Source organism: Stenotrophomonas sp. 28608_Sma, assembly GCF_056486185.1.
The window spans coordinates 1,440,336-1,461,294 of record NZ_CM151308.1 but is presented as its reverse complement, the minus strand read 5'-3'; the positions used below and the strand labels follow the sequence as shown (position 1 = coordinate 1,461,294).

Sequence of the window (20,959 nt, the reverse complement as noted above, 5' to 3'; positions counted from 1 at the left end):
TCGGCATCCCGCACCAATGAAATCGACCTTCCTACCGGACGTGACATGACGCGACTCCCCAATCGCCGCCTGCTGGCCCTCGCCCTCGCCGCCGTCACCGGCGCTCCCGCCCTGGCCCAGGCAGCCGAGCCCTTCACTGTCAGCGACATCCGCGTGGATGGCCTGCAGCGCATCAGCTCGGGCACGGTATTCACCTACCTGCCGGTGGAGCGTGGCGAGACGGTCACCGACAACAAGGTCGGCGAGACCATCCGCGCCCTGTACAAGACCGGCTTCTTCGAAGACGTGCAGCTGGACCGCCAGGGCAGCATCCTGGTGGTGACCGTCAAGGAACGCCCGGCGATCAACAAGCTGACCGTGACCGGCAACAAGGACATCAAGTCCGAGCAGCTGCTCAAGGGCCTGTCCGACATCGGCCTGACCGAGGGCGGCACCTTCGATCGCCTGAGCCTGGACCGCGTGACCCAGGAACTGCGCCGCCAGTACAACGACCGCGGCAAGTACAACGTCGAGATCACCCCGACGGTGAGCCCGCTGGACCGCAACCGCGTGGACATCGCGATCGCCATCAAGGAAGGCAAGGCGGCCAAGATCCGTCACGTCAACCTGGTCGGCACCGAGAAGTTCGAGAGCAAGGACATCCTGGAGACCTGGGAGTCCAAGGAGCACAACTGGGCATCGTGGTACCGCCGTGACGACCAGTACTCCAAGGAAAAGCTGTCCGGCGACCTGGAAAAGCTCAATTCCTGGTACCTCGACCGCGGCTATGTCGACTTCAGCATTGATTCGACCCAGGTGTCGATCAGCCCCGACAAGCGCGACATGTTCCTCACCGCCGGCGTGACCGAAGGTGCGCAGTACAAGATCTCCGAGATCAAGGTCAGCGGCGACACGATCCTTCCGCAGGAGGACGTCGAGCGCATGGTGATCCAGAAGTCCGGCGACACGTTCTCGCGTGCGCTGCTGGAATTCAGCTCGGACACCATCACCAACTCGCTGTCCAACATCGGCTACGCGTTCGCCAAGGTGAACCCGATCCCGACCACCAACCGCCCCGAGCAGACCGTGGCGATCAACATGCAGGTCGTGCCCGGCCCGCGCGTATCGGTGCGTCGCATCCTGTTCCGTGGCAACACGCGTACGTCCGACGAAGTGATGCGTCGCGAAATGCGCCAGTTCGAGAACAGCTGGTACTCGCAGGCCGCGATCGACCGCTCCAAGATCCGCCTGCAGCGCCTGGGCTACTTCGAGTCGGTGGACGTTGAAACCCCGGCTGTGAGCGGCAGCAACGACCAGGTCGACGTCGTCTACAACGTCAAGGAAACCACGTCCGGCAGCTTCGTGTTCGGCCTGGGCTACTCGCAGTCCTACGGCATGACCACCTCGGTGCAGCTGTCGCAGAACAACTTCCTCGGCGGCGGCAACCGCGTGTCGGTCGAAGCCTCGCGCAGCAGCTACCTGCAGCGCTACGGCTTCAGCTACACCAACCCGTACTTCACCGATGACGGTGTGTCGCTGGGCTACAACCTGTCCTGGCGCGAACTGGATTACTCCGACTTCAACACCGCGCAGTACAACAGCACCAATGGTTCGGCGCAGGTGGTGTTCGGCGTGCCGATCACCGAGACCGATACCGTCTCGCTGATGTTCGGCATCGACAGCAACCAGATCACCACCTACCCAGGCTCGACGCCGCAGTCGATCATCGACTACATCAACGTACTGGGCAGCAAGACCTTCCATGCATGGCGCACGGAGCTGGGCTGGGCACGCGACTCGCGCAACGACTACTTCATGCCGACCCGTGGTACCTATCAGCGCGTTGGCCTGGAAACGACGCTGCCGGGCTCGACCATCGAGTACTACAAGCTGAACTACCAGATCAGCAAGTACTGGCCGATCATGCCGTCGCTGGTCATCAACACCCGCGCCGAAGTGGGTTACGGCGACAGCTATGGCAGCGACAAGACCGCGATGGTGCCTGACGAGGCCGGCAACCTGCGTTCGGTCACAGCCAAGGGCCTGCCGTTCTACGAGAACTTCTACGCCGGTGGCACCAACTCGGTGCGCGGCTTCGAGGACAACACCCTCGGCCCGCGCGAAGTGACCCGCGGTTATCCGGAAGGCCAGCCGCTGGGTGGTTCGCTGAAGACCGTCGGTTCGGTCGAAGCCTACTTCCCGCGCCTGTTCGACAGCCCGTCGGCACGCGTGTCGGCCTTCGTCGACTTCGGCAACGTCTACACCGGCGTGGACAACTTCAAGGCCAACGAACTGCGCGTGTCCACCGGTGTGGCCCTGCTGTGGCGCGCCCCGGTCGGCCCGATCTCGATCAGCTACGCCTTCCCGCTGAAGAAGGAAGACGATGACAAGATCGAACGTCTGCAATTCACGTTCGGTGGCCAGTTCTGAGGAACGTCGTTCCTCAGAACTGATCCACCTCCGGTGAATTGCCCGCGCATTTCACCTATCCCCCGCGCCGCTGGCGCGCCCCCCTTAACAGAAGGGGGGCTCTCCACCAGACGGGATGCGAAGCGCCGGGCTCTGCCCGGCGTTTTCGTTTTACTTGCTCGCCGCCGCCGTTACTTCCCGCGCTCGCGTGAAATCATCTGGTGATGGCGCAGGGGGCTGACCAGGACCGTTGGCGCCATGGATGGCGCCATCGAGCCCCCAGGGATGGGTTTACGGCGTGTCCTGGGCAGCCCCCTGCGCCATCACCCCGGGACATCAGGCAGGCGCCGCTTTTGACCCCGCATGACCGCAATGCCGTCACACGTTAAACTCCCGCCGTGAATACTCCCACCTACACCGCCCAGCAACTCGCCGAGCAGTTCGGCCTGCAGGTCCATGGCGACCCCGCCACCGCCATCCATGGCGTGGCCACCCTCGCCCATGCCGGTCCTGGCCAGCTGACCTTCCTCGCCAACCCGCGCTACCGCGCCCAACTGGCCGACAGCCAGGCCTCGCTGGTAGTCCTGCGTGCCGACGACGCCGAGGCCGCCCCCGGCGCCGCGCTCGTGGCCAAGGACCCGTACACCACCTTCGCCAAGATCGCCGCGCTGTTCGACATCGCGCCGACGCGCCCGCCGGGCATCCACCCCAGCGCCGTCATCGATCCCAGCGCGCAGGTCGCCGCCAGCGCGCATATCGGCCCGTTCGTCTCCGTCGGCGCACGCAGCGTGGTCGGCGAAAACTGCATCATCGGCACTGGCAGCGTGATCGGCGAAGACTGCAGCCTGGACAACGGCTGCGAACTGATCGCGCGGGTCACCCTGGTCACGCGGGTCAAGCTCGGCAAGCGGGTTCGTGTGCATCCCGGTGCCGTGCTCGGCGCCGATGGCTTCGGCCTGGCCATGGACGCCGGCAAGTGGATCAAGGTGCCGCAGCTCGGCGGTGTGCGCATCGGCGATGACTGCGAGATCGGCGCCAACACCTGCGTCGACCGTGGTGCGCTGGAAGACACCGTGCTGGACGAAGACGTGCGCCTGGACAACCTGGTGCAGATCGCGCACAACGTGCAGATCGGTGCGCACTCGGCCATCGCCGGCTGCACCGGCATCGCCGGCAGCGCCAAGATCGGCCGCTACTGCCTGCTCGGCGGCCACGTTGGCGTGGTCGGCCACCTCGAGATCTGCGACAAGGTCGTGATCACCGGCAAGTCGGTGGTTCGCAATTCCATCCATGAGCCGGGCGAGTACTCGTCCGGCACCCCGTTGACCGACAACCGCACGTGGCGCAAGAACGCCGCGCGCTTCAAGCAGCTGGACGCATTGGCTCGCCGCGTCCTGGCTGCTGGCAAGGAGAAAGAATGAACGACACGCTGCAGCTTCCGATCGACGTCTGCCAGATCCAGGAACTGCTCCCGCACCGCTACCCGTTCCTGCTGGTGGACCGGGTGCTTGAGCTCGACATCGACGCCAAGCGCATCCTTGCGCAGAAGAACGTCAGCATCAACGAGCCGTTCTTCCAGGGCCACTTCCCAGGCCGCCCGATCATGCCCGGCGTGCTGATCATCGAAGCGCTGGCGCAGGCCGGTGGCGTGATGACCCAGCTGACGCTCGGCCGCGATGCGCAGTCCAAGCTGTTCTACATGGTCAAGGTGGAAAATGCCCGCTTCAACAAGCAGGTCGTTCCCGGCGACGTGCTGATGCTGGATGTGCAGATGAAGCGCCTGATCCGCAACATGGGCTGGTACTACGGCGAAGCCAAGGTCAACGGTGAAGTCGTTGCCTCGGCCGAAGTCATGTGCGCCGGCGCCAAGGGCTGATCCACTGGAGGCAGGAATGACTGACAACGCACCGCGGATCCACCCGACCGCCGTCATCGATCCGGCCGCGCGCCTGGCCGATGACGTCCAGGTGGGCGCGTTCACCCTGATCGGGGCCGATGTGGAAATCGGTGCCGGCACGGTGATCGGCCCCCACTGCAGCATCCACGGCCCGACGAAGATCGGCCGCGACAACCGCTTCATCGGCCACGCAGCCGTCGGTGGCGAACCGCAGGACAAGAAGTATGCAGGGGAGCGCACCGAGCTGGTGATCGGCGACCGCAATGTGTTCCGCGAGTTCGTCACGCTGAACCGTGGCACCGGCGGCGGCGGCGGCATCACCACCATCGGCGACGACAACTGGATGCTGGCCTACACGCACGTGGCGCATGACTGCCATGTCGGCAACTTCTGCGTGTTCTCCAACAACACCACCCTGGCCGGCCACGTGACCGTGGGTGACTACGTGATCATCAGCGGCTTCGCCGGGGCCCACCAGTTCTGCCGGATCGGCGCGCATGCCTTCCTCGGCATGGGCGCGCTGACCAATGGCGATGTTCCGCCGTTCACCATGGTCGGCACCGATTCGTTGGGCCGCCCGCGCGGCATCAACAGCGAAGGCCTGAAACGCCGCGGCTTCGACACCGAGCGCATTTCCGCCATCAAGCGTGCCTACCGCACGCTGTACGTGGCGGGCCTGCCACTGGCCGAAGCCAAGGTGCAGCTGACCGAACAGGCACGCGACAGCGATGACGTGAAGGCCATGCTGGACTTCATCGAGCACGCCGAGAGGCCCTTGCTGCGATGAGCAGCACGACCGGCCAGGCGCCGGCCGGCGCCGCCGTGATTCCGCTGGCCTCGATGGCCGGCAGCGTCCCCGCGCAGCGGGTGCTCAGCGAGCGCCCATTGCGGATCGCACTGGTGGCCGGTGAGGCCTCCGGTGATCTGCTGGGTGCGGGCCTGGTGCGCGAGCTGAAGGCACGCTTTCCGAATGCCGAATTCGCCGGCATCGGTGGCGATGCCATGCGCAGCGCCGGCTGCCTGACCTGGCACGATGCCAGCGAGCTGGCGGTGATGGGCCTGACCGAAGTACTGCGCCACCTGCCACGCCTGCTCAAGCTGCGTTCCGCGTTCCGCCAGCGTGCGCTGGAATGGCAACCGGACGTGTTCATCGGCATCGACGCGCCCGACTTCAACCTGGGCATCGAACGCTGGCTGAAGCAGCGCGGCGTGCGCACCGTGCATTACGTGAGCCCCTCGGTCTGGGCCTGGCGCGAGAAGCGCGCCGAGAAGATCGGCAGCAGCGCTGACCTGGTGCTGTGCCTGTTCCCGATGGAACCCCCGATCTATGCCAAGCACGGCATCGACGCACGCTTCGTTGGCCATCCGATGGCCGATGACATCCCCCTGCAGGGCAACCGCGAGGAAGCGCGCGCCGCGCTTGGCCTGCCGACGTCGGCCAAGGTGCTGGCAGTGTTGCCAGGCAGCCGCCTGGGCGAAATCTCGCGCCTCGGTGAACCCTTCTTCGAAGCCGCCTGGCAGGTCTCCGAGCGCATCCCCGGCCTGCACGTGGTGGTGCCTGCCGCCAACCCCGCATGCAAGCGGCTGATCGAAGAGCAGCTGTCGCGCTCGGCGCTGCCGGTCGCATACTCGCATGTGCTCGACGGCCAGGCGCGCAACGCCATGATCGCGGCTGACGTGGTGGTGCTGGCGTCCGGTACCGCGACCCTGGAGGCGATGCTGGTGAAGCGGCCGATGGTGGTCGGCTACCGTGTCAACGAGCTGACCTACCGTCTGGTCAAGGCATTCGGCCTGATCAAGGTCGACCGCTTCGCCCTGCCCAACATCCTGGCCGGCCAGGACCTGGCACCGGAGCTGATGCAGCATGACTGCACGCCGGACAAGCTGGCTGCGGCCATCCAGCAATGGTTCGACCACCCGCAGCGGGTGACCGACCTGCAGGACACCTATGCCCGCCTGCATGAGCGCCTGCGCCGCAATGCGTCGGCACGTGCCGCCGACGCCGTCGGCGAACTGCTGATGCGCGACCAGGCCCAGGCATGAGCCGCCGCCACGCCGCAGCGGCCAGCCTGACCCTGTTCGATGGCGCGGCGGTGGTCGAGCCGGAGCGCCTGGTCGCCGGCGTCGACGAAGCCGGTCGTGGCCCGCTGGCCGGGCCGGTCGCGGTGGCGGCCGTGGTGTTCGACCCGGCACGGCCGCGCATCAACGGCCTGGACGATTCCAAGCAGCTGACCGCGGCGCGCCGCGAGCAGCTGCATGACCGCATCATCGAGCGCGCCCTGGCCTGGCATGTGGTGCTGGTGGACGTGGACACCATCGACCGTCTGAACATCTACCAGGCCACCCTGCAGGGCATGCGCGACGTGGTCGCAGCGGTCGCCCACGTGGCCGGCTTCGCGCGCATCGATGGCAACGTGGTGCCCAAGGGTCTGGTACTGCCGGCGCAGGCGCTGGTCGGCGGCGATGGCATCGACCGCGCGATCATGGCCGCCTCGATCCTGGCCAAGGTCTCGCGCGACCGCTACATGCAGGAGGTGCATGCCCGCCATCCGCAGTACGGCTTCGAGCAGCACAAGGGCTACGGCACCCCGGCCCACCTGGCCGCCCTGCGCGAGCACGGCCCCTGCGTGGAGCACCGGCGCAGCTTCGCCCCGGTGCGCGAGTGCCTGGAAACGGCGCCAGCCCCCGCGATCACAGCCATCGCTTGAACAACGGCTGCCGGGTATCGTCCGGCGCTTTCACGGCAATGTGAACGCCTCCGCTGGCGCCGGGCCATGCCCGGCGACATTCGCGCAATCGGCGCACCGTCAAGTCCTTGTCGCTTCCCCCTGCCCTCGCTACCCTGACCGGGCACTCCAGCGCATCCCGACCCCGGCGACGATCTTCCGTCAGCACCCGGGGCCCGCGCGCTCCAACCTGGTCCGGCATGTCCAACTCCCGCTTCGTACATCTCCACGTCCACACCGAGTTCTCGCTGGCGGACTCGACCATCCGCGTGCCGGCCAAGCCCGACCAGGCGGACCCGAAGAAGGCCAAGCAGGCCAACCTGCTGTCGCGCTCGGTCGAGCTCGGCCTGCCCGCGCTGGCGGTGACCGACCTCAACAACCTGTTCGCCCTGGTCAAGTTCTACAAGGCCGCCGAAGGCGTGGGCATCAAGCCGATCGCCGGCGCCGATGTACTGATCGCCGAGGAAGGCCAGGACCCGTGGCGGATGACCCTGCTGTGCCGCGACCGTGAGGGCTACCTGAGCCTGTCGCGGCTGCTGACCCGCGCCTGGATGGAAGGTCATCGTCCGGAAGGCGGCGTGGCCGTGCACCCGGACTGGTTGAAGGCCGGCAATGCCAACCTGTTCGCGCTGGCCGGCCGGCAGAGCCTGGCCGGGCGCCTGGCGTTGGACGGCAAGCATGAACTGGCCGAGCAGCAGCTGGCCGACTGGCAACGCGTGTTCGGCGACGGCCTGCACCTGGAGCTGACCCGCACCGGCCGCGAGGGCGAAGAAACCTTCAACCAGTTCGCGCTGATGGCCGCCGGCCAGCGTGGCCTGCCGGTGGTGGCCAGCAACGACGTACGCTTCCTGTCGCCGACGGATTTCAGCGCGCACGAAGCGCGCGTGTGCATTTCCACCGGCCGCGTGCTGGACGACCCCAAGCGCCCGCGCGAATACAGCGACCAGCAGTACCTGAAGTCGGCCGAGGAGATGTGCGCGCTGTTCGCCGACATCCCCGATGCGATCGACAACACGCTGGCGCTGGCCGAGCGCTGCAACATCGAGATGCGGCTGGGCACCTACTTCCTGCCCAACTACCCGGTGCCGGACGACGAGACCCTGGACACCTGGATCCAGAAGATGTCGCGCGATGGCCTGGAAGAGCGCCTGGAGAAGAATCCACTGGCGCCGGGCAAGACCCGCGAAGAGTATTTCGAGCGCCTGGAGTTCGAGCTCAACACCATCATCAAGATGGGCTTCCCGGGCTACTTCCTGATCGTGGCCGACTTCATCCAGTGGGGCAAGAACCAGGGCATTCCGATCGGCCCCGGCCGTGGTTCGGGTGCCGGTTCGCTGGTGGCCTGGGCGCTGAAGATCACCGATCTGGACCCGCTGCCGTACAACCTGCTGTTCGAGCGCTTCCTCAATCCGGAACGCGTGTCGATGCCCGACTTCGACATCGACTTCTGCATGGACCGCCGCGACGAGGTGATCGACTACGTCGCGCGCAAGTACGGGCGCGAGCGCGTCAGCCAGATCATCACCTACGGCACCATGGCCGCCAAGGCGGTGGTGCGCGACTCCGGCCGCGTGCTCGGTTTCCCGTACGGCCTGGTCGACGGCGTCTCCAAGCTGATCCCGAACATCCTCGGCATCCACCTGAAGGATGCGCTGGGCAAGGGCAAGGAAGGCCCGAGCTCGGAAATGGCGTCGGCCGAACTGATCCAGCGCTACGAGACCGAGGACGATGTCCGCGACCTGATCGATCTGGCGCTGCAGCTGGAAGACCTGACCCGCAACGCCGGCAAGCACGCCGGTGGCGTGGTGATCGGGCCCGAACCGCTGAGCGAGTTCTGCCCGCTGTACGCCGAACACGACGAGAACGGCCTCGGCAAGAACCCGGTCACCCAGTTCGACAAGAACGACGTGGAAGAAGTGGGCCTGGTGAAGTTCGACTTCCTCGGCCTGCGCACGCTGACCATCATCGACTGGGCGGTGAAGGCGATCAACAAGCGCCATGAGCGCGCCGGCATTCCGCCGGTGGACATCGCCGCGATCCCGCTGGACGACACGCCCACCTACAAGGACATCTTCGCCAACGGCAATACCGGCGCGGTGTTTCAGTTCGAATCCTCGGGCATGCGCCGCCTGCTGAAGGACGCGCGCCCCGACCGTTTCGAAGACCTGATCGCGCTGGTGTCGCTGTACCGCCCCGGCCCGATGGACCTGATTCCGTCCTTCAACGCGCGTAAGCACGGCCAGGAAGAAATCATCTATCCCGATCCGCGCACCGAAGCGATCCTGAAGGACACCTACGGCATCATGGTGTATCAGGAGCAGGTGATGCAGATGGCGCAGATCGTCGGCGGCTACTCGCTGGGCGGCGCCGACCTGCTGCGCCGCGCGATGGGCAAGAAGGTGCCGGCCGAAATGGCCAAGCACCGCGAGATCTTCCGCGAAGGTGCGGCCAAGGACGGTGTGGACGAAGCCAAGGCCGATGCGATCTTCGACCTGATGGAGAAGTTCGCCGGTTACGGCTTCAACAAGTCGCACGCCGCTGCCTATGCACTGGTCAGCTACCAGACCGCGTGGCTGAAGCGCCACTACCCGGCCGAGTTCATGGCGGCCACGCTGTCCTCGGACCTGGACAATACCGAGAAGGTGGTCGGCTTCCTGGACGAAGTGCGCAACCTCGGCCTGACCGTGCTGCCGCCGAAGGTGAACCACTCCGCCTTCATGTTCGAAGCCGTCACCCCGGACACCATCCAGTACGGTCTGGGCGCGATCAAGGGCGTCGGCCAGGGTGCCTGCGAAGCGGTGGTGGACGAGCGCCTGAAGGGTGGCGACTACAAGGACCTGCTCGACTTCTGCACCCGCGTCGGATCGGCCAAGCTCAACCGGCGCACGCTGGAAGCGATGATCAACTGCGGCGCACTGGATGAGCTCGGGCATAACCGCGCCTCGCTGATGCTGCAGCTGCCGGAAGTGATCAAGGCCACCGACCAGATGGCGCGCGAACGTGCGTCCGGGCAGAACTCGCTGTTCGGCGGCCCCGACCCGAGCGCGACCACGATCCAGCTGGATCTGCCTGAAGCCGAGGAATGGCCGCTGCTGCAGCGCCTGAACGGCGAGCGCGACACGCTGGGCTTCTACCTCAGCGGCCACCCGTTCGATCCCTGGCGCGACGATGTGCGCGACCTGGTCGGCAACGACCTGGGCTCGGTGGAGAAGATCTGGAGCGCCAACAGTGGCGGCGGCGGCGGCGGCGGCGAGAAGCGCTGGCGCCCGGAAGTACAGACCGTGCTGGCCGGCCAGGTGGTCGGCGTGCGCCGCAAGGGCGAGAGCCAGATCTTCATCCAGCTCGAGGATGGCCGCGGCCGCGTCGAGTGCAGCGCATTCTCCGACGCGATGGCCGAGTTCGGCCACCTGATGACCAAGGACCGCATCCTGGTGGTCAAAGGTGGCCTGCGCGAGGACGAGTTCAACGGCGGCTTCGCGCTGCGCATCCGCCAGTGCTGGGACTTCGACGAAGTCTGCGCCAACTACGCCACCCGGCTCTCGCTGCGCCTGGACCTGCGCCAGCAGCGCCCGGTCTGGGAGCGCATCGACGCCCTGCTCGACCGCCATCGCCCCGGCCGCACGCCGCTGCGCCTGGACCTGCTGCTGAAGGGGCCGCACGGCGGCGTCGCCGGCATGCTCGATGTGTCCGGGCAGAGCGCGGTACGCATCGATTCCAAGCTGATGGAGGCGCTGCGCGCCGACCCGGCCGTGCGCACCCTGAAGGTGCGCTACAGCCCGCCGTGGGCCAGCTGAAGCTGGCTCCCTGGTTTTGCTGACCCCCCTGCTTTCCCGTTCCATGTATCAAGGACGATTGCCGATGAAGACCCTGCTGTTCCCGTTCGCCGCCGCGCTGGCCCTGGCCGCCTGTTCGCCCTCGAAGGTCGAGTTCCAGATCGACAACCCGACCGACACGCCGCTGGCACTGAGCATCGATGGCAAGGACCTGCCGGTGGCCGCACAGGGCTCGCGCCCGATTTCGCTGGCCGTCGGCGAACATCGCCTGCACACCGAAAAGCTCGGCGACGTGCGCTTCATCGTCTACGTCGACGGTCGTGGTGGCCTGATCAACCCGACCCTGAGCGAGTACGTGATCGCCCGCGAGATCTACGTCACCGACGAGAGCAAGCTGAAGAACTTCGGCACCGGCAAGGCCGGCATCGAGCTGGGCGGCGTCGACTTCGAAGGCCCGTTCGAGAAGCGCCACGACCTGTTCATCGACAAGACCTGGACCTACGGCGTGCGCGAGCCCTTCCCGAAGGAAAAGGTGGTGGCCCACGTCGACGCCAGTGGTGGCCAGATCGTGGCCAAGGTGTTCACCGCGCCGGACTTCATCGCTTACGTGGAAGAAGGCATGGGAGAGCCCGGTGCGTTCAAGCGCGAGCAGCCGGCCGGCTACGTGGCCCCGGCGTTCAGCCTGGAACCGGCCCCGGCCAGCCTGCCGGCGCTGGTGCCGGCCTTCGAGGCGCATGCCGCGCCGCTGCGTGAGGTCTATGCGCGCTGGCTGAAGGCCACCACCGCCGATGAACAGAAGGCCCTGCGCAAGCAGGACTTCGCCGCGCAGATGGCCTTCACCTCGGCCACCGCCACCCTGGGCAGCGGGCTGGGCCGGGAGGCCAACGAGGCCTACAACGACTTCGTTTCCCAGCGCAGCCAGCTGATGGGCCGCAGCGCCCTGGTGGTGCCCTGAGCTGACTGGCGCCCCCTGCCCGGCTGCGCTACCGTCGCCTTCCAGACGAAGGCGTACGGGTGGTTTGCACGCATTCGGCTAGAATTCCCCTCTTCTTTACACGACGGCTTCCGATGAATCCGAACTACCTCGACTTCGAGCAACCCATCGCCGACCTGGAAGCCAAGATCCAGGAACTGCGCAACGCCAGTGCCGGGCCGGCGGTCAATGTCGAGGCGGAAGTGCACGCGCTGCAGGACAAGCTGCGCCTGCGCACCGCGCAGATCTTCCGCAACCTGACCTCGTGGCAGGTGCTGCAGCTGGCCCGTCATCCGTCGCGTCCGTACACCGCAGACTACCTCCGCGTCATGTTCGATGAGTTCCAGGAGCTGGCCGGCGACCGTGCCTTCGCCGACGACAAGGCGATCATGGGCGGCCTGGCACGCATCAACGGCCGTGCGGTGATGGTGATCGGCCACCAGAAGGGCCGTGACACCAAGGAAAAGATCAAGCGCAACTTCGGCATGCCCAAGCCGGAGGGCTACCGCAAGGCCCTGCGCCTGATGAAGATGGCCGAGCGCTTCGGCCTGCCGGTGCTGACCCTGATCGACACCGCCGGCGCCTGGCCGGGCATCGATGCCGAATCGCGTGGCCAGTCCGAAGCGATCGCACGCAACCTGATCGAGATGGCCGAACTGAAGGTGCCGATCATCTGCACCGTGATCGGCGAAGGTGGCTCCGGCGGCGCGCTGGCGCTGGGCGTGGGCGACCGCACCGTGATGCTGGAGTACTCGGTGTACTCGACCATCACCCCGGAAGGCTGCGCCTCGATCCTGTGGAAGGACGCCGGCAAGGCCAAGGATGCCGCCGAACAGCTGGGCCTGACCGCCCCGCGCCTGAAGAGCCTGGGCCTGGTCGACAAGGTCGTGCGCGAGCCGACCGGTGGCGCCCACCGCAACCCGACGCAGATGGCCAAGCGCCTGAAGGCGGTGCTGCTGAACGAACTGGACGCGCTGGACAAGCTGTCCACCGAGCAGCTGCTGGAACAGCGCTACGCCCGCCTGCGCAGCTACGGAACGTACGAAGCGGCCTGATTCATCGGCTTGTTACTTTCTTGCTCGTGCAAGAAAGTAACCAAAGAACACGCCGCCGAACGCGAGCCGGTGCCTTGCACCGGTTCCCTGCGCTTCTCGGTGAATCAGGGGACGGCGCGCAGAAGTCAGCCGACTAGCAGTCGGCACTACAGGACATCAGCGCCTCTTCGCCCCTGTTTCACCTGCGATGCTCGGCTCGCTCATGGCGGACCTGAACATCAAAAGCCACAGCTGCACCAGTAGATCCACGCCACGCGTGGATGCCTCTGCTTTGGCGAAGAATCACGCGAACCCGTAGAGCCAAGCATGGCTCTACGGATAGCGGGATCTCAGAATGGCTTGGCCAGCACCAGCCACACGATCGGGATGAAGGCCAGCAGCGGGATCTCATTGATCCAGCGCAGCGCGCGCGACGACGGCAGCGCCCTGCCCTTGGCCACGCCCTTGAGCAGGCGCCCGATCCAGCTGAAGTACACCAGCAGCAGCACCACCAGCCCCAGCTTGGCATGCAGCCAACCGGCGCCGCCCGAGGCAACCATCGTCGGGAAATCCGGAATGACCTTGTAGCCCAGCCACAGCACCAGGCCCAGCAGGAACGCCAGGCCGAACATCGAGTGGCCGAAACGGTACAGGCGCAGGCCCATCAGCTGCAGGCGCTCGGTCACCGCCGGCTGGCCAGCGGTCTCGGCCAGGTTCACCAGGATGCGCGGCAGATAGAACACCGTGGCCATCCACGCCACCACGAACACGATGTGGAAGGTCTTGACCCAGTAATAGCTCTGCATGCGCTCGCTCCGGTGGCTGGCGTAGGTTGGCGGCCATTCTCGCATGCCGTGACAAGGCCGCCGCAGGCACGCACGCCGCGACACATCGACGCATGGCACGCCGCAACACCGTACGATAGGCGCCGTTTTCCCCGATCGTGCACCGCCCCATGGACAAGACCTACGACGCCGCCTACTTCCAACGCTGGTACCGACGTGCCGACATCGGTGGCAGCGCCCGCCTGGCACGCAAGGTGGCATTGGCTGTGGCCAGCGCCGAGTACTACCTGGAGCGACCGATCCGCAGCGTACTGGATATCGGCTGCGGCGAAGGCGCCTGGCGTGCGCCCCTGCTGAAGCTGCGTCCGAAGGTCGAATACCTCGGCTTCGACAGCAGCGAGTACGCTGTGCGCCGCTACGGCCGCACCCGCAACCTGCACCTGGCCCGCTTCGGTGATTTCGCCTGGCTGCGGCCCTGCGCCCCGGTCGACCTGCTGATCTGCTCGGACGTGATGCACTACGTGCCCGACCGTGAGCTGCGTGCCGGACTGGCCGGCGTGGCGGAGCTGACCGGCGGCGTGGCCTTCCTGGAGACCTTCGCCGCCGAGGACGCGTTCGAGGGCGACCACGAGGGTTTCCAGGCCCGCCCGGCGCGCTGGTACCGGCGGACGCTGGCCCGGCACGGTCTGCAGCCGGTAGGGTCGCATTGCTGGCTCGGTCCCGCCCTGGCAGGCGATGCGGCCGCGCTGGAACGGATATGAATCCGGATTCATTATTTTCAGCCAACTTAACCTGCGGGACACCCGGATGGGATATGCTGCGCGGCAACATATGACCATACATATTCGGTCGTCATGCTCTATCAACTGCACGAACTGACCCGCAACCTGCTCGCCCCCTGGGTGCACCAGGCCCAGGCCAACGCCAGGTTCTTCGCCAACCAGGGCCACTGGTGGTCGCAGATGCCCGGCGCTGATCGCCTGGCGGCGGTCAATGAACTCTTCCATCGCATCGGCAAGGATTACGAGAAGCCCGAGTGGGGCATCAACGAAATCGACGTCGATGGCGAGCGCGTGCCGATCGTCGTGCACGAGGAAGTGAGCAAGCCGTTCTGCAAGCTGCTGCGCTTCAAGCGCCACAGCAATGAAGCCGACCAGCTGCACACCATGCTCAACCAGCCGTTCGTGCTGGTGGTGGCGCCGCTGTCCGGCCACCACGCCACGCTGCTGCGCGACACCGTGCGCACGCTGCTGCGCGACCACCGCGTGTATGTGACCGACTGGGTCGACGCGCGCATGGTGCCGGCCAGCGAAGGCGAGTTCGGCCTGGACGACTACATCGCCTACATCCAGGAGTTCATCCGCCACCTCGGCGTGGAGCGCCTGCACGTGGTGAGTGTGTGCCAGCCGACCGTACCGGTGCTGGCTGCGGTTTCGCTGATGGCCAGCCGTGGCGAGCCGACGCCGCGCACGCTGGTGATGATGGGTGGCCCGATCGATGCACGCTGCAGCCCGACCGCAGTGAACAACCTGGCCACGCAGAACCCGCTGTCGTGGTTCGAGAACAACGTCATCCACACCGTGCCGGCCAGCTATCCCGGCGCCGGCCGCCGCGTGTACCCGGGCTTCCTGCAGCACGCCGGTTTCCTGTCGATGAACCCGAGCCGCCACTTCAGCTCGCACTGGGACTTCTACACCGACCTGGTCAAGGGCGACCTGGAAGACGCCGACGCGCACCGTCGTTTCTACGACGAGTACAACGCGGTGCTGGACATGCCGGCCAAGTACTACCTCGATACCATCCGCGTGGTGTTCCAGGACTTCCTGCTGCCGCGTGGCGAGTGGGTGGTCAACGGCGAGAAGGTCGATCCGTCGGCGATCCGCGATACCGCGCTGCTGAGCATCGAAGGCGAGCTGGACGACATCGCCGGCCTCGGCCAGACCGAAGCGGCGCAGGCGCTGTGCACCGGCATCGACGCTGACCGCCGTGAGCATTTCATTGTCGAAGGTGCCGGCCACTACGGCATCTTCAGCGGCCGTCGCTGGCGCGAAGTGGTGTACCCGAAGGTGCGCGATTTCTTCGCCGCGCATGCCGAAGCACCGGCGGCGAAGGTCACGAAGAAGAAGAGCAACGTCACCCCGTTGCGGCGAAAGGCGGGGTAACTCGCCCAGGGTGGGTGCCGACCTTGGTCGGTATGCCCTGGTAGATGCCAACCTTGGTTGGCGCTCTACCCTGAATCCCGGTATCTGATGGATTGTGCCAACCAAGGTTGGCACCTACCGAAGCGAATTCCGCCAAGCGCCCCTGCACTGATGGATCGTGCCAACCAAGGTTGGCACCTACCAGAGCGAAGCCTACCGAAGCGTGGATTCCCGCTTACAGCCGCACGAGCAGGTTCTTGGCGATCAGCCCGTGCAGTTTGCCGATGCCGCGTGCCAGATGCATCGTCAGCAGCAGCAGCAACGCGCCCACGGCGGCAACCACGATCGCCACCAGCGGCGAGGCCGCCATCGGCAGCACGTTCACGCCGTCGACGTACACGCCCGGAATGTCACCACTGAAGATCGCTGCGACCGGCGCCCAGATCAGGCTCAGCGACAGCGACAGCAACGTCACCGCGATGGTGAAGTAGATGACGCCCAACGGCAGCATCAGCACGAAATACAGCAGGGTCAGCCAGGTGCGGCCATCGGTGAACATGTCGCCGATGCGCTGCAGCCACGTGCGGCTGCGGTCGGTGTAACGCGGGCGGCGCGGCATGCGCTCGCCCAGCAGCGCTTCCACCAGCCGCCCTTCCAGCAGCGCCAGCCCGCGCACCGAGCCGAAGAACAGCACGGTCAGCGGAATGCCGATGATCAGGATCAACAGGCCCAGCGACAAAGACAGGCCGGTCACCACCCAGGTGAAGAAGAAGATGCCGGTGGCCAGCGACAGCAGCATGTAGAACAGCGCACCGTAGGTGTGCGGGTCGGTCACCACGCCAAAGAAGCGCGCCAGCAGGGAGCGCTGCACCGGCGCCGGCGGCGGCGCGGCCGGCTCGACGCCACTGGCTTCCGCCGCAGCACGCAGCACCGGCGTGGTATCCGCACGTGGCGTGCGCAGCGCGCGATTCACCGTCACTTCGGTCTCGCGGTAGATCTCGGCCACTTCTTCCGGCGCACCGTAGCTGCCGGCAACGTCGGCGATCACCTCGGCCTCGCTGCGGCCGGGCTGCGCCGCCAGCTCCGAGCGCAGGTATTCCTCGGCGTCGTACAGCGCGTCCTGCACCATCGCCGGGTCGGCGCCTTCCAGCGCCGCGCGCAGCTGCGCCAGGTACTGCGGAATGGTGGTCGGCAGGGCACTGCCTGCCAGGCTCGGGTCGTTCATTGTGGTACCCCCTCCAACACGGAATCGACGGAATCGCGGGTGGCCTGCCAGGCCTGGCGCCATTGCGCCAACACCTCGCGGCCACGTTCATTGATGCGGTAGTAGCGCCGCGGCGGCCCGCTGCTGGACGGCTCCACATGGCTTTCCAGCAGGCCGGCGCCCTCCAGATTGCGCAGCACCGGGTACAGCGCGCTCTGCTTGCCGCTCAGCACGCCCTCGCCCACCCGCTCCAGCTCCTTGGCAATGAGGTAGCCGTACAGCGGCTCCCCAGCCCGGGCCAGCACCGCCAGCAGGGCCAGCGACACCGTTCCAGCGCTGAGTTCCTTCTGGAACTTCTTCAGGTGGACATCGTCCTCGGACATGACCGGCCCTCCACTACGTTGAAGTCCACAGTAGTGCGAAGTTCGGTATAGCGAATGTGTCGTTAGTCACTCTGCCGGTTGGCGTGGCCGGGCCGCTCACGCAGAATCGAAGCCTCGTTCATGTTCCGGGGATCCCATGCCGCACCGTCGTCGCCTTGCCCTGACCGCCCTCGCCCTGTCCTGCCTGCTGCCCGTCATGGCCAGCGCGGCCACGCCCTACCGCAGTCCGCAGCAGATTCTTGATGCTTCGGCGGCCAGCGACTGGCGCACCCCGGACCCGGCCAACCTGCTGTACATGGACCTGCCGGCCGGGCGGGTGATCATCGAGCTGGCGCCGCAGTTCGCCCCGCGCCATGTCGCCAACATCCAGACCTTCGCCCGCGAGCACTTCTGGGACGGCACCAGCATCTACCGCTCGCAGGACAACTTCGTGGTGCAGTTCGGCGATGCCGATGCCGATGACGCGGCCAAGGCCAAGCCGTTCGGCAGCGCCGCGCGCAAGCTGCCGGCCGAATTCGAACGCGCCAGCGCCGGCCTGAAGGTCAGCGTGCTGCCGGATCGCGATGGCTGGGCGGCGCAGACTGGATTCGTCGACGGCTTCCCGGTCGGCCAGGACCCGCAGGCCGGCAAGGCCTGGCTGGCGCATTGCTACGGCATGCTCGGCGCGGGCCGCAGCAACGAGGAAGACAGCAGCATCGGCGCCGAACTCTATGTGGTAACCGGCCAGTCGCCGCGCCAGCTGGACCGCAACATCACCCTGGTCGGTCGCGTATTGAAGGGCATGGAACTGCTCAGCGCGATCCCGCGCGGCCCGGCGCCGATGGGCTTCTACACCGACCCGAAGCTGCGCACGCCGATCGTGTCGATCCGCCGCGCCAGCGATGTGCCGGCGGCCGAGCGCACGCCGATCCAGGTGCTGCGCACCGATTCGAAGACGTTCGCCGATACGGTGGAGGCGCGTCGCAATCGCGTGGATGATTTCTACAAGCGCCCGGCGGGGCATATCGATCTCTGCAATGTTCCGGTGCCGGTGAAGTAACGCCGTCGCGGGTTCTGCGTGTGGCGCGTGCTGAAGGTGCTTCATCGTTCATGGGCGTTACTTTTCTTTGTACGCGCGCCGCGCTGCAGGAGCAGCGCGGAACGGCGCAGCCGGCCCGGAGGGTGGCGCACAGGGAGGTGCGCCATCAAGAAAAGTAACCAAAAGAAACGCGCCGCCAGGTCGCGAGCCGCCGTGCTTCGCACGCCGGTCCCCTGCGCTTCTCGGTGAATCAGGGGACGGCGCGAGGAAGTCAGCCGACTAGCAGTCGGCTCTACAGGACATCGGCGCCTCTTCGCCCCTGATTCCCCTGCGATGCTCGGCTCGCTCAAGGCGGACTGGAAGGTCAAGATCAACCGCAAAAGCATCCACGCATCGCGTGGATCTACTGGGTGCAGCTGTGGCCTTTGATCTGGGTCCGCCTTGAGCGAGCCGAGCACCGCAGGTCCGGCGAGGGCGAAGAGGCGCGGGTGTCTGAGCGCAGCGAGTTCCCGCGCCGTCCCTCGACGGGCCGAGGAGCGCAGGGCACCGATGCGCAGCATCGGCTCGTGACCGGCGGAACGTTTCTTTTGGTTACTTTTCTTTGCGTACAAAGAAAAGTAACGCCCATGAACGATGAAGCACCTTCAGCACGCGCCACGCGCAAAACGCCAACGCATCAGCCCTTCTGACTCACCGCCACGCTCCCCAGGATCAACGCACCCGCAATCAGCATCTGCACCGTCACCGCTTCCCCGAGGAACAACCACGCAAACGCCGCGCCGAACAGCGGAATCAGGTAGGTCACCGTCGACGCACGCGACGGGCCGATACGGCCGATCAAACGATAGAACATCAGGAACGCCAGGCCGGTACAGGCCACGCCCAGGGCAATCGCCGCGCCCCACGCCTTGGCCGGAATCGCCGCCTGCGGCCAGTGGCTGACCGCCATCGGCAGCATCCACAGCGAAGCACAGGACAGCGTTGCCGCCGCAGCAGCCGCCGACGGCAGCCCGGTCATGTGCCGCTTCACCAGGTTCACGCCCAGACCGTACAGCAGCGAGGCCGCCGCACCGGCCAGCACCGCGGTGCCGATACTCAGGCCAGAGACCTTGGCCGTGGCCAGTACCACCACGCCGGCGAATCCGACCAGCAACGCGCCCGCACGGCGCATGCCGATCTTCTCACCGAAGAACAGGAAGGCGATCAGCGCGGCGAACAGCACCGTCATCGCATTGCAGATCGCACCGATCGCGGCCGGTGCCTGTTCGGCGGCATAGGCGAACAGCACGAACGGCAGCGCCGAGTTGATCAAGCCGATCGGTGCCAGCCACAGCCAGCGCCGCGGCGGAAACTGCGCACGCGCCCGCCACAGGAACGGCAGCAGCACCAGCGCACCCAGCACCAGCCGCACCTCGACCAGCGCGAACGGGCCGAATGACGGCACCGCCACCCGCATGAACAGGAACGAGCAGCCCCAGATGGCGCCCAGCAGGGTCAATTCCAGCGGCGTGCGCCAGTCGCGCTCGGCCACCTGTGGGACCGCATTCATGCCCTGCCTCCGTCCATCGTCTGTTCCTCGCCAAGGCAGACAGGATCGGGCGCAGACGCCCGCCGCACAAGCGCGTAGTATCGCTGCCAGCCACAAATATGGTTTGAGGCTCGACATGCAGCTACGCCCTTCCCTGCTCCCCGCACTGGCCGTGTTCGCGGTCGCCGCGCGCCACCAGAACTTCGCCCAGGCCGCGCAGGAACTGCACCTGACCGCCAGCGCGGTCAGCCACCATGTGCGCCGGCTGGAGGAGGTGCTGGAGACCCGGCTGTTCCTGCGCCACGCCCGTGGCGTGCGCCTGACTGCCGAGGGCCGGCAGCTGGCCGACGCCGCCAGCGCCGCCTTCTCCGATGTCGCGGCCGTCGCCCATCACCTGCAACCGGATGCCGACAGCGTGCCGTTGCGGATCACCACGCTGCGCTCGCTGTCCTACTGCTGGCTGCTGCCACGGCTGCCACGCTTCACCCAGGCCTATCCGCACATCCGCATCGAACTGCACACGGGCAGCGGTCTGGACCGCTACGACGACAACGGCCCGGAAGTCGGTATCCGCTATGGCCTGGGCCAATGGCCGGGCCTGCGTGCGCAGCACCTGATGGACGACTACCTGTTCCCGGTGGCCTCACCGGCACTGGCCGGAGTCGAAGCGCTGGTCGATCCGGCGCGCATCGCCGACCTGCCGCTGCTGACCGATCTGTCGCCGCAGGGCTGGCGTGACTGGTTCCGCCATGCCGGCGTGCGCCCGCCGTCGCCACTGCCGCCGATGCACACCTTCGCCGACAGTACCGATGCGATGCGTGCTGCGGTGTACGGCATGGGCGCGGTGCTGGCACGCACCCACATCGCGCAGCCCTACCTGCAGCGCTACGAAGTGGTACGCCTGCCCGGCCCGGCACTGAAAGCGCGCTATGCGTATCACGTAGTGCACGCCGAAGGGCAACCGCCGAGCCACGCCGCGCGCCTGTTCATCGACTGGTTGCTGGAGCAGGCGCAGGACGAACGCACGCCGATTCCCGCGTTGCCGGAAAGCCTGCTCGGGCGCCCGGCCACACGCGCCTGACTGCGCCCTCACCCGTTCTTTGCTTCAC

17 protein-coding genes are annotated in these 20,959 nt (G+C 66.6%); 13 read left to right on the top strand and 4 right to left on the bottom strand.

Annotated features, from left to right (window positions below):
• The first annotated feature begins 45 nt into the window (after positions 1-45).
• From bamA to ACZLHH_RS06615, 9 genes are all read left to right on the top strand, one after another.
• Positions 46-2,409, top strand: a complete 2,364-nt coding sequence (bamA, locus tag ACZLHH_RS06655) for an outer membrane protein assembly factor BamA (protein WP_180844856.1) — start codon at positions 46-48, stop codon at positions 2,407-2,409.
• A gap of 377 nt (positions 2,410-2,786) precedes the next feature.
• The gene (gene lpxD / locus ACZLHH_RS06650; RefSeq protein ID WP_010486339.1) at positions 2,787-3,809 is read left to right on the top strand and encodes a UDP-3-O-(3-hydroxymyristoyl)glucosamine N-acyltransferase; all 1,023 of its coding nucleotides are present in this window, start codon (positions 2,787-2,789) and stop codon (positions 3,807-3,809) included.
• Positions 3,806-4,264: a 3-hydroxyacyl-ACP dehydratase FabZ gene (gene fabZ, locus ACZLHH_RS06645; protein WP_005408737.1), complete on the top strand. Its 459-nt coding sequence runs from the start codon at positions 3,806-3,808 to the stop codon at positions 4,262-4,264. The genes lpxD and fabZ overlap by 4 nt, the downstream gene beginning before the upstream one ends.
• A 16-nt stretch (positions 4,265-4,280) precedes the next feature.
• Positions 4,281-5,072, top strand: a complete 792-nt coding sequence (gene lpxA / locus ACZLHH_RS06640) for an acyl-ACP--UDP-N-acetylglucosamine O-acyltransferase (protein ID WP_071228447.1) — start codon at positions 4,281-4,283, stop codon at positions 5,070-5,072.
• A 53-nt stretch (positions 5,073-5,125) separates the two neighbouring features.
• Positions 5,126-6,328, top strand: a complete 1,203-nt coding sequence (gene lpxB / locus ACZLHH_RS06635; RefSeq protein ID WP_100437555.1) for a lipid-A-disaccharide synthase — start codon at positions 5,126-5,128, stop codon at positions 6,326-6,328.
• Complete coding sequence (locus ACZLHH_RS06630) at positions 6,325-6,993, top strand: ribonuclease HII (RefSeq protein ID WP_049461544.1); 669 nt, start codon at positions 6,325-6,327, stop codon at positions 6,991-6,993. The genes lpxB and ACZLHH_RS06630 overlap by 4 nt, the downstream gene beginning before the upstream one ends.
• A gap of 218 nt (positions 6,994-7,211) precedes the next feature.
• Positions 7,212-10,805 carry a DNA polymerase III subunit alpha gene (gene dnaE, locus ACZLHH_RS06625; RefSeq protein ID WP_107433366.1) on the top strand — a complete coding sequence of 1,198 codons (3,594 nt, stop codon included), beginning with the start codon at positions 7,212-7,214 and terminating at the stop codon, positions 10,803-10,805.
• A gap of 64 nt (positions 10,806-10,869) precedes the next feature.
• Complete coding sequence (locus ACZLHH_RS06620; RefSeq protein WP_154262897.1) at positions 10,870-11,739, top strand: hypothetical protein; 870 nt, start codon at positions 10,870-10,872, stop codon at positions 11,737-11,739.
• A gap of 113 nt (positions 11,740-11,852) precedes the next feature.
• Entirely contained in the window at positions 11,853-12,812 is a 960-nt protein-coding gene (locus ACZLHH_RS06615) for an acetyl-CoA carboxylase carboxyltransferase subunit alpha (protein WP_180844854.1), read from the top strand.
• A gap of 329 nt (positions 12,813-13,141) precedes the next feature.
• Here ACZLHH_RS06615 and ACZLHH_RS06610 read toward each other — a convergent pair whose 3' ends face one another.
• Positions 13,142-13,597 (bottom strand): CopD family protein, encoded by a 456-nt coding sequence (locus tag ACZLHH_RS06610; RefSeq protein ID WP_032128333.1) that lies wholly within the window; start codon positions 13,595-13,597, stop codon positions 13,142-13,144.
• Positions 13,598-13,746: 149 nt separating this feature from the next.
• Here ACZLHH_RS06610 and ACZLHH_RS06605 point away from each other — a divergent pair, with 149 nt between their 5' ends.
• Positions 13,747-14,337 (top strand): class I SAM-dependent DNA methyltransferase, encoded by a 591-nt coding sequence (locus ACZLHH_RS06605; protein WP_180844853.1) that lies wholly within the window; start codon positions 13,747-13,749, stop codon positions 14,335-14,337.
• Positions 14,338-14,430: 93 nt separating this feature from the next.
• Positions 14,431-15,738 (top strand): polyhydroxyalkanoate depolymerase, encoded by a 1,308-nt coding sequence (locus tag ACZLHH_RS06600; RefSeq protein WP_049421663.1) that lies wholly within the window; start codon positions 14,431-14,433, stop codon positions 15,736-15,738.
• Positions 15,739-15,952: 214 nt separating this feature from the next.
• Here the strand turns inward: ACZLHH_RS06600 and ACZLHH_RS06595 are convergent, their stop codons facing one another.
• Both ACZLHH_RS06595 and ACZLHH_RS06590 read right to left on the bottom strand, forming a co-directional pair.
• Positions 15,953-16,942 (bottom strand): sensor domain-containing protein, encoded by a 990-nt coding sequence (locus tag ACZLHH_RS06595; RefSeq protein ID WP_180844852.1) that lies wholly within the window; start codon positions 16,940-16,942, stop codon positions 15,953-15,955.
• The gene (locus ACZLHH_RS06590) at positions 16,939-17,304 is read right to left on the bottom strand and encodes a PadR family transcriptional regulator (RefSeq protein WP_004150914.1); all 366 of its coding nucleotides are present in this window, start codon (positions 17,302-17,304) and stop codon (positions 16,939-16,941) included. The genes ACZLHH_RS06595 and ACZLHH_RS06590 overlap by 4 nt, the downstream gene beginning before the upstream one ends.
• A gap of 136 nt (positions 17,305-17,440) precedes the next feature.
• On the opposite strand from ACZLHH_RS06590, the gene ACZLHH_RS06585 reads away from it, so the two are divergent.
• Positions 17,441-18,343, top strand: coding sequence for a peptidylprolyl isomerase (locus tag ACZLHH_RS06585; RefSeq protein WP_180844851.1), 903 nt, complete (start codon positions 17,441-17,443; stop codon positions 18,341-18,343).
• A 655-nt stretch (positions 18,344-18,998) separates the two neighbouring features.
• Here the strand turns inward: ACZLHH_RS06585 and ACZLHH_RS06580 are convergent.
• Complete coding sequence (locus ACZLHH_RS06580) at positions 18,999-19,871, bottom strand: DMT family transporter (RefSeq protein WP_049461770.1); 873 nt, start codon at positions 19,869-19,871, stop codon at positions 18,999-19,001.
• A 115-nt stretch (positions 19,872-19,986) separates the two neighbouring features.
• On the opposite strand from ACZLHH_RS06580, the gene ACZLHH_RS06575 reads away from it, so the two are divergent.
• A complete protein-coding gene (locus ACZLHH_RS06575; RefSeq protein WP_180844850.1) occupies positions 19,987-20,931 on the top strand; it encodes a LysR substrate-binding domain-containing protein in 945 nt (314 codons plus the stop codon).
• Positions 20,932-20,959 lie beyond the last annotated feature (28 nt).

What these genes read in the sequence shown, in the direction of transcription:
- ACZLHH_RS06600 (WP_049421663.1), top strand. Translation starts at nt 14,431, where the DNA reads ATGCTCTATCAACTGCACGAACTGACCCGCAACCTGCTCGCCCCCTGG.
- ACZLHH_RS06585 (WP_180844851.1), top strand. Translation starts at nt 17,441, where the DNA reads ATGCCGCACCGTCGTCGCCTTGCCCTGACCGCCCTCGCCCTGTCCTGC.
- ACZLHH_RS06610 (WP_032128333.1), bottom strand. Translation starts at nt 13,597, where the DNA reads ATGCAGAGCTATTACTGGGTCAAGACCTTCCACATCGTGTTCGTGGTG.
- ACZLHH_RS06580 (WP_049461770.1), bottom strand. Translation starts at nt 19,871, where the DNA reads ATGAATGCGGTCCCACAGGTGGCCGAGCGCGACTGGCGCACGCCGCTG.
- lpxB (WP_100437555.1), top strand. Translation starts at nt 5,126, where the DNA reads ATGGCCGGCAGCGTCCCCGCGCAGCGGGTGCTCAGCGAGCGCCCATTG.
- ACZLHH_RS06595 (WP_180844852.1), bottom strand. Translation starts at nt 16,942, where the DNA reads ATGAACGACCCGAGCCTGGCAGGCAGTGCCCTGCCGACCACCATTCCG.
- fabZ (WP_005408737.1), top strand. Translation starts at nt 3,806, where the DNA reads ATGAACGACACGCTGCAGCTTCCGATCGACGTCTGCCAGATCCAGGAA.
- ACZLHH_RS06630 (WP_049461544.1), top strand. Translation starts at nt 6,325, where the DNA reads ATGAGCCGCCGCCACGCCGCAGCGGCCAGCCTGACCCTGTTCGATGGC.
- ACZLHH_RS06590 (WP_004150914.1), bottom strand. Translation starts at nt 17,304, where the DNA reads ATGTCCGAGGACGATGTCCACCTGAAGAAGTTCCAGAAGGAACTCAGC.
- dnaE (WP_107433366.1), top strand. Translation starts at nt 7,212, where the DNA reads ATGTCCAACTCCCGCTTCGTACATCTCCACGTCCACACCGAGTTCTCG.
- ACZLHH_RS06575 (WP_180844850.1), top strand. Translation starts at nt 19,987, where the DNA reads ATGCAGCTACGCCCTTCCCTGCTCCCCGCACTGGCCGTGTTCGCGGTC.
- ACZLHH_RS06620 (WP_154262897.1), top strand. Translation starts at nt 10,870, where the DNA reads ATGAAGACCCTGCTGTTCCCGTTCGCCGCCGCGCTGGCCCTGGCCGCC.
- ACZLHH_RS06615 (WP_180844854.1), top strand. Translation starts at nt 11,853, where the DNA reads ATGAATCCGAACTACCTCGACTTCGAGCAACCCATCGCCGACCTGGAA.
- ACZLHH_RS06605 (WP_180844853.1), top strand. Translation starts at nt 13,747, where the DNA reads ATGGACAAGACCTACGACGCCGCCTACTTCCAACGCTGGTACCGACGT.
- bamA (WP_180844856.1), top strand. Translation starts at nt 46, where the DNA reads ATGACGCGACTCCCCAATCGCCGCCTGCTGGCCCTCGCCCTCGCCGCC.
- lpxA (WP_071228447.1), top strand. Translation starts at nt 4,281, where the DNA reads ATGACTGACAACGCACCGCGGATCCACCCGACCGCCGTCATCGATCCG.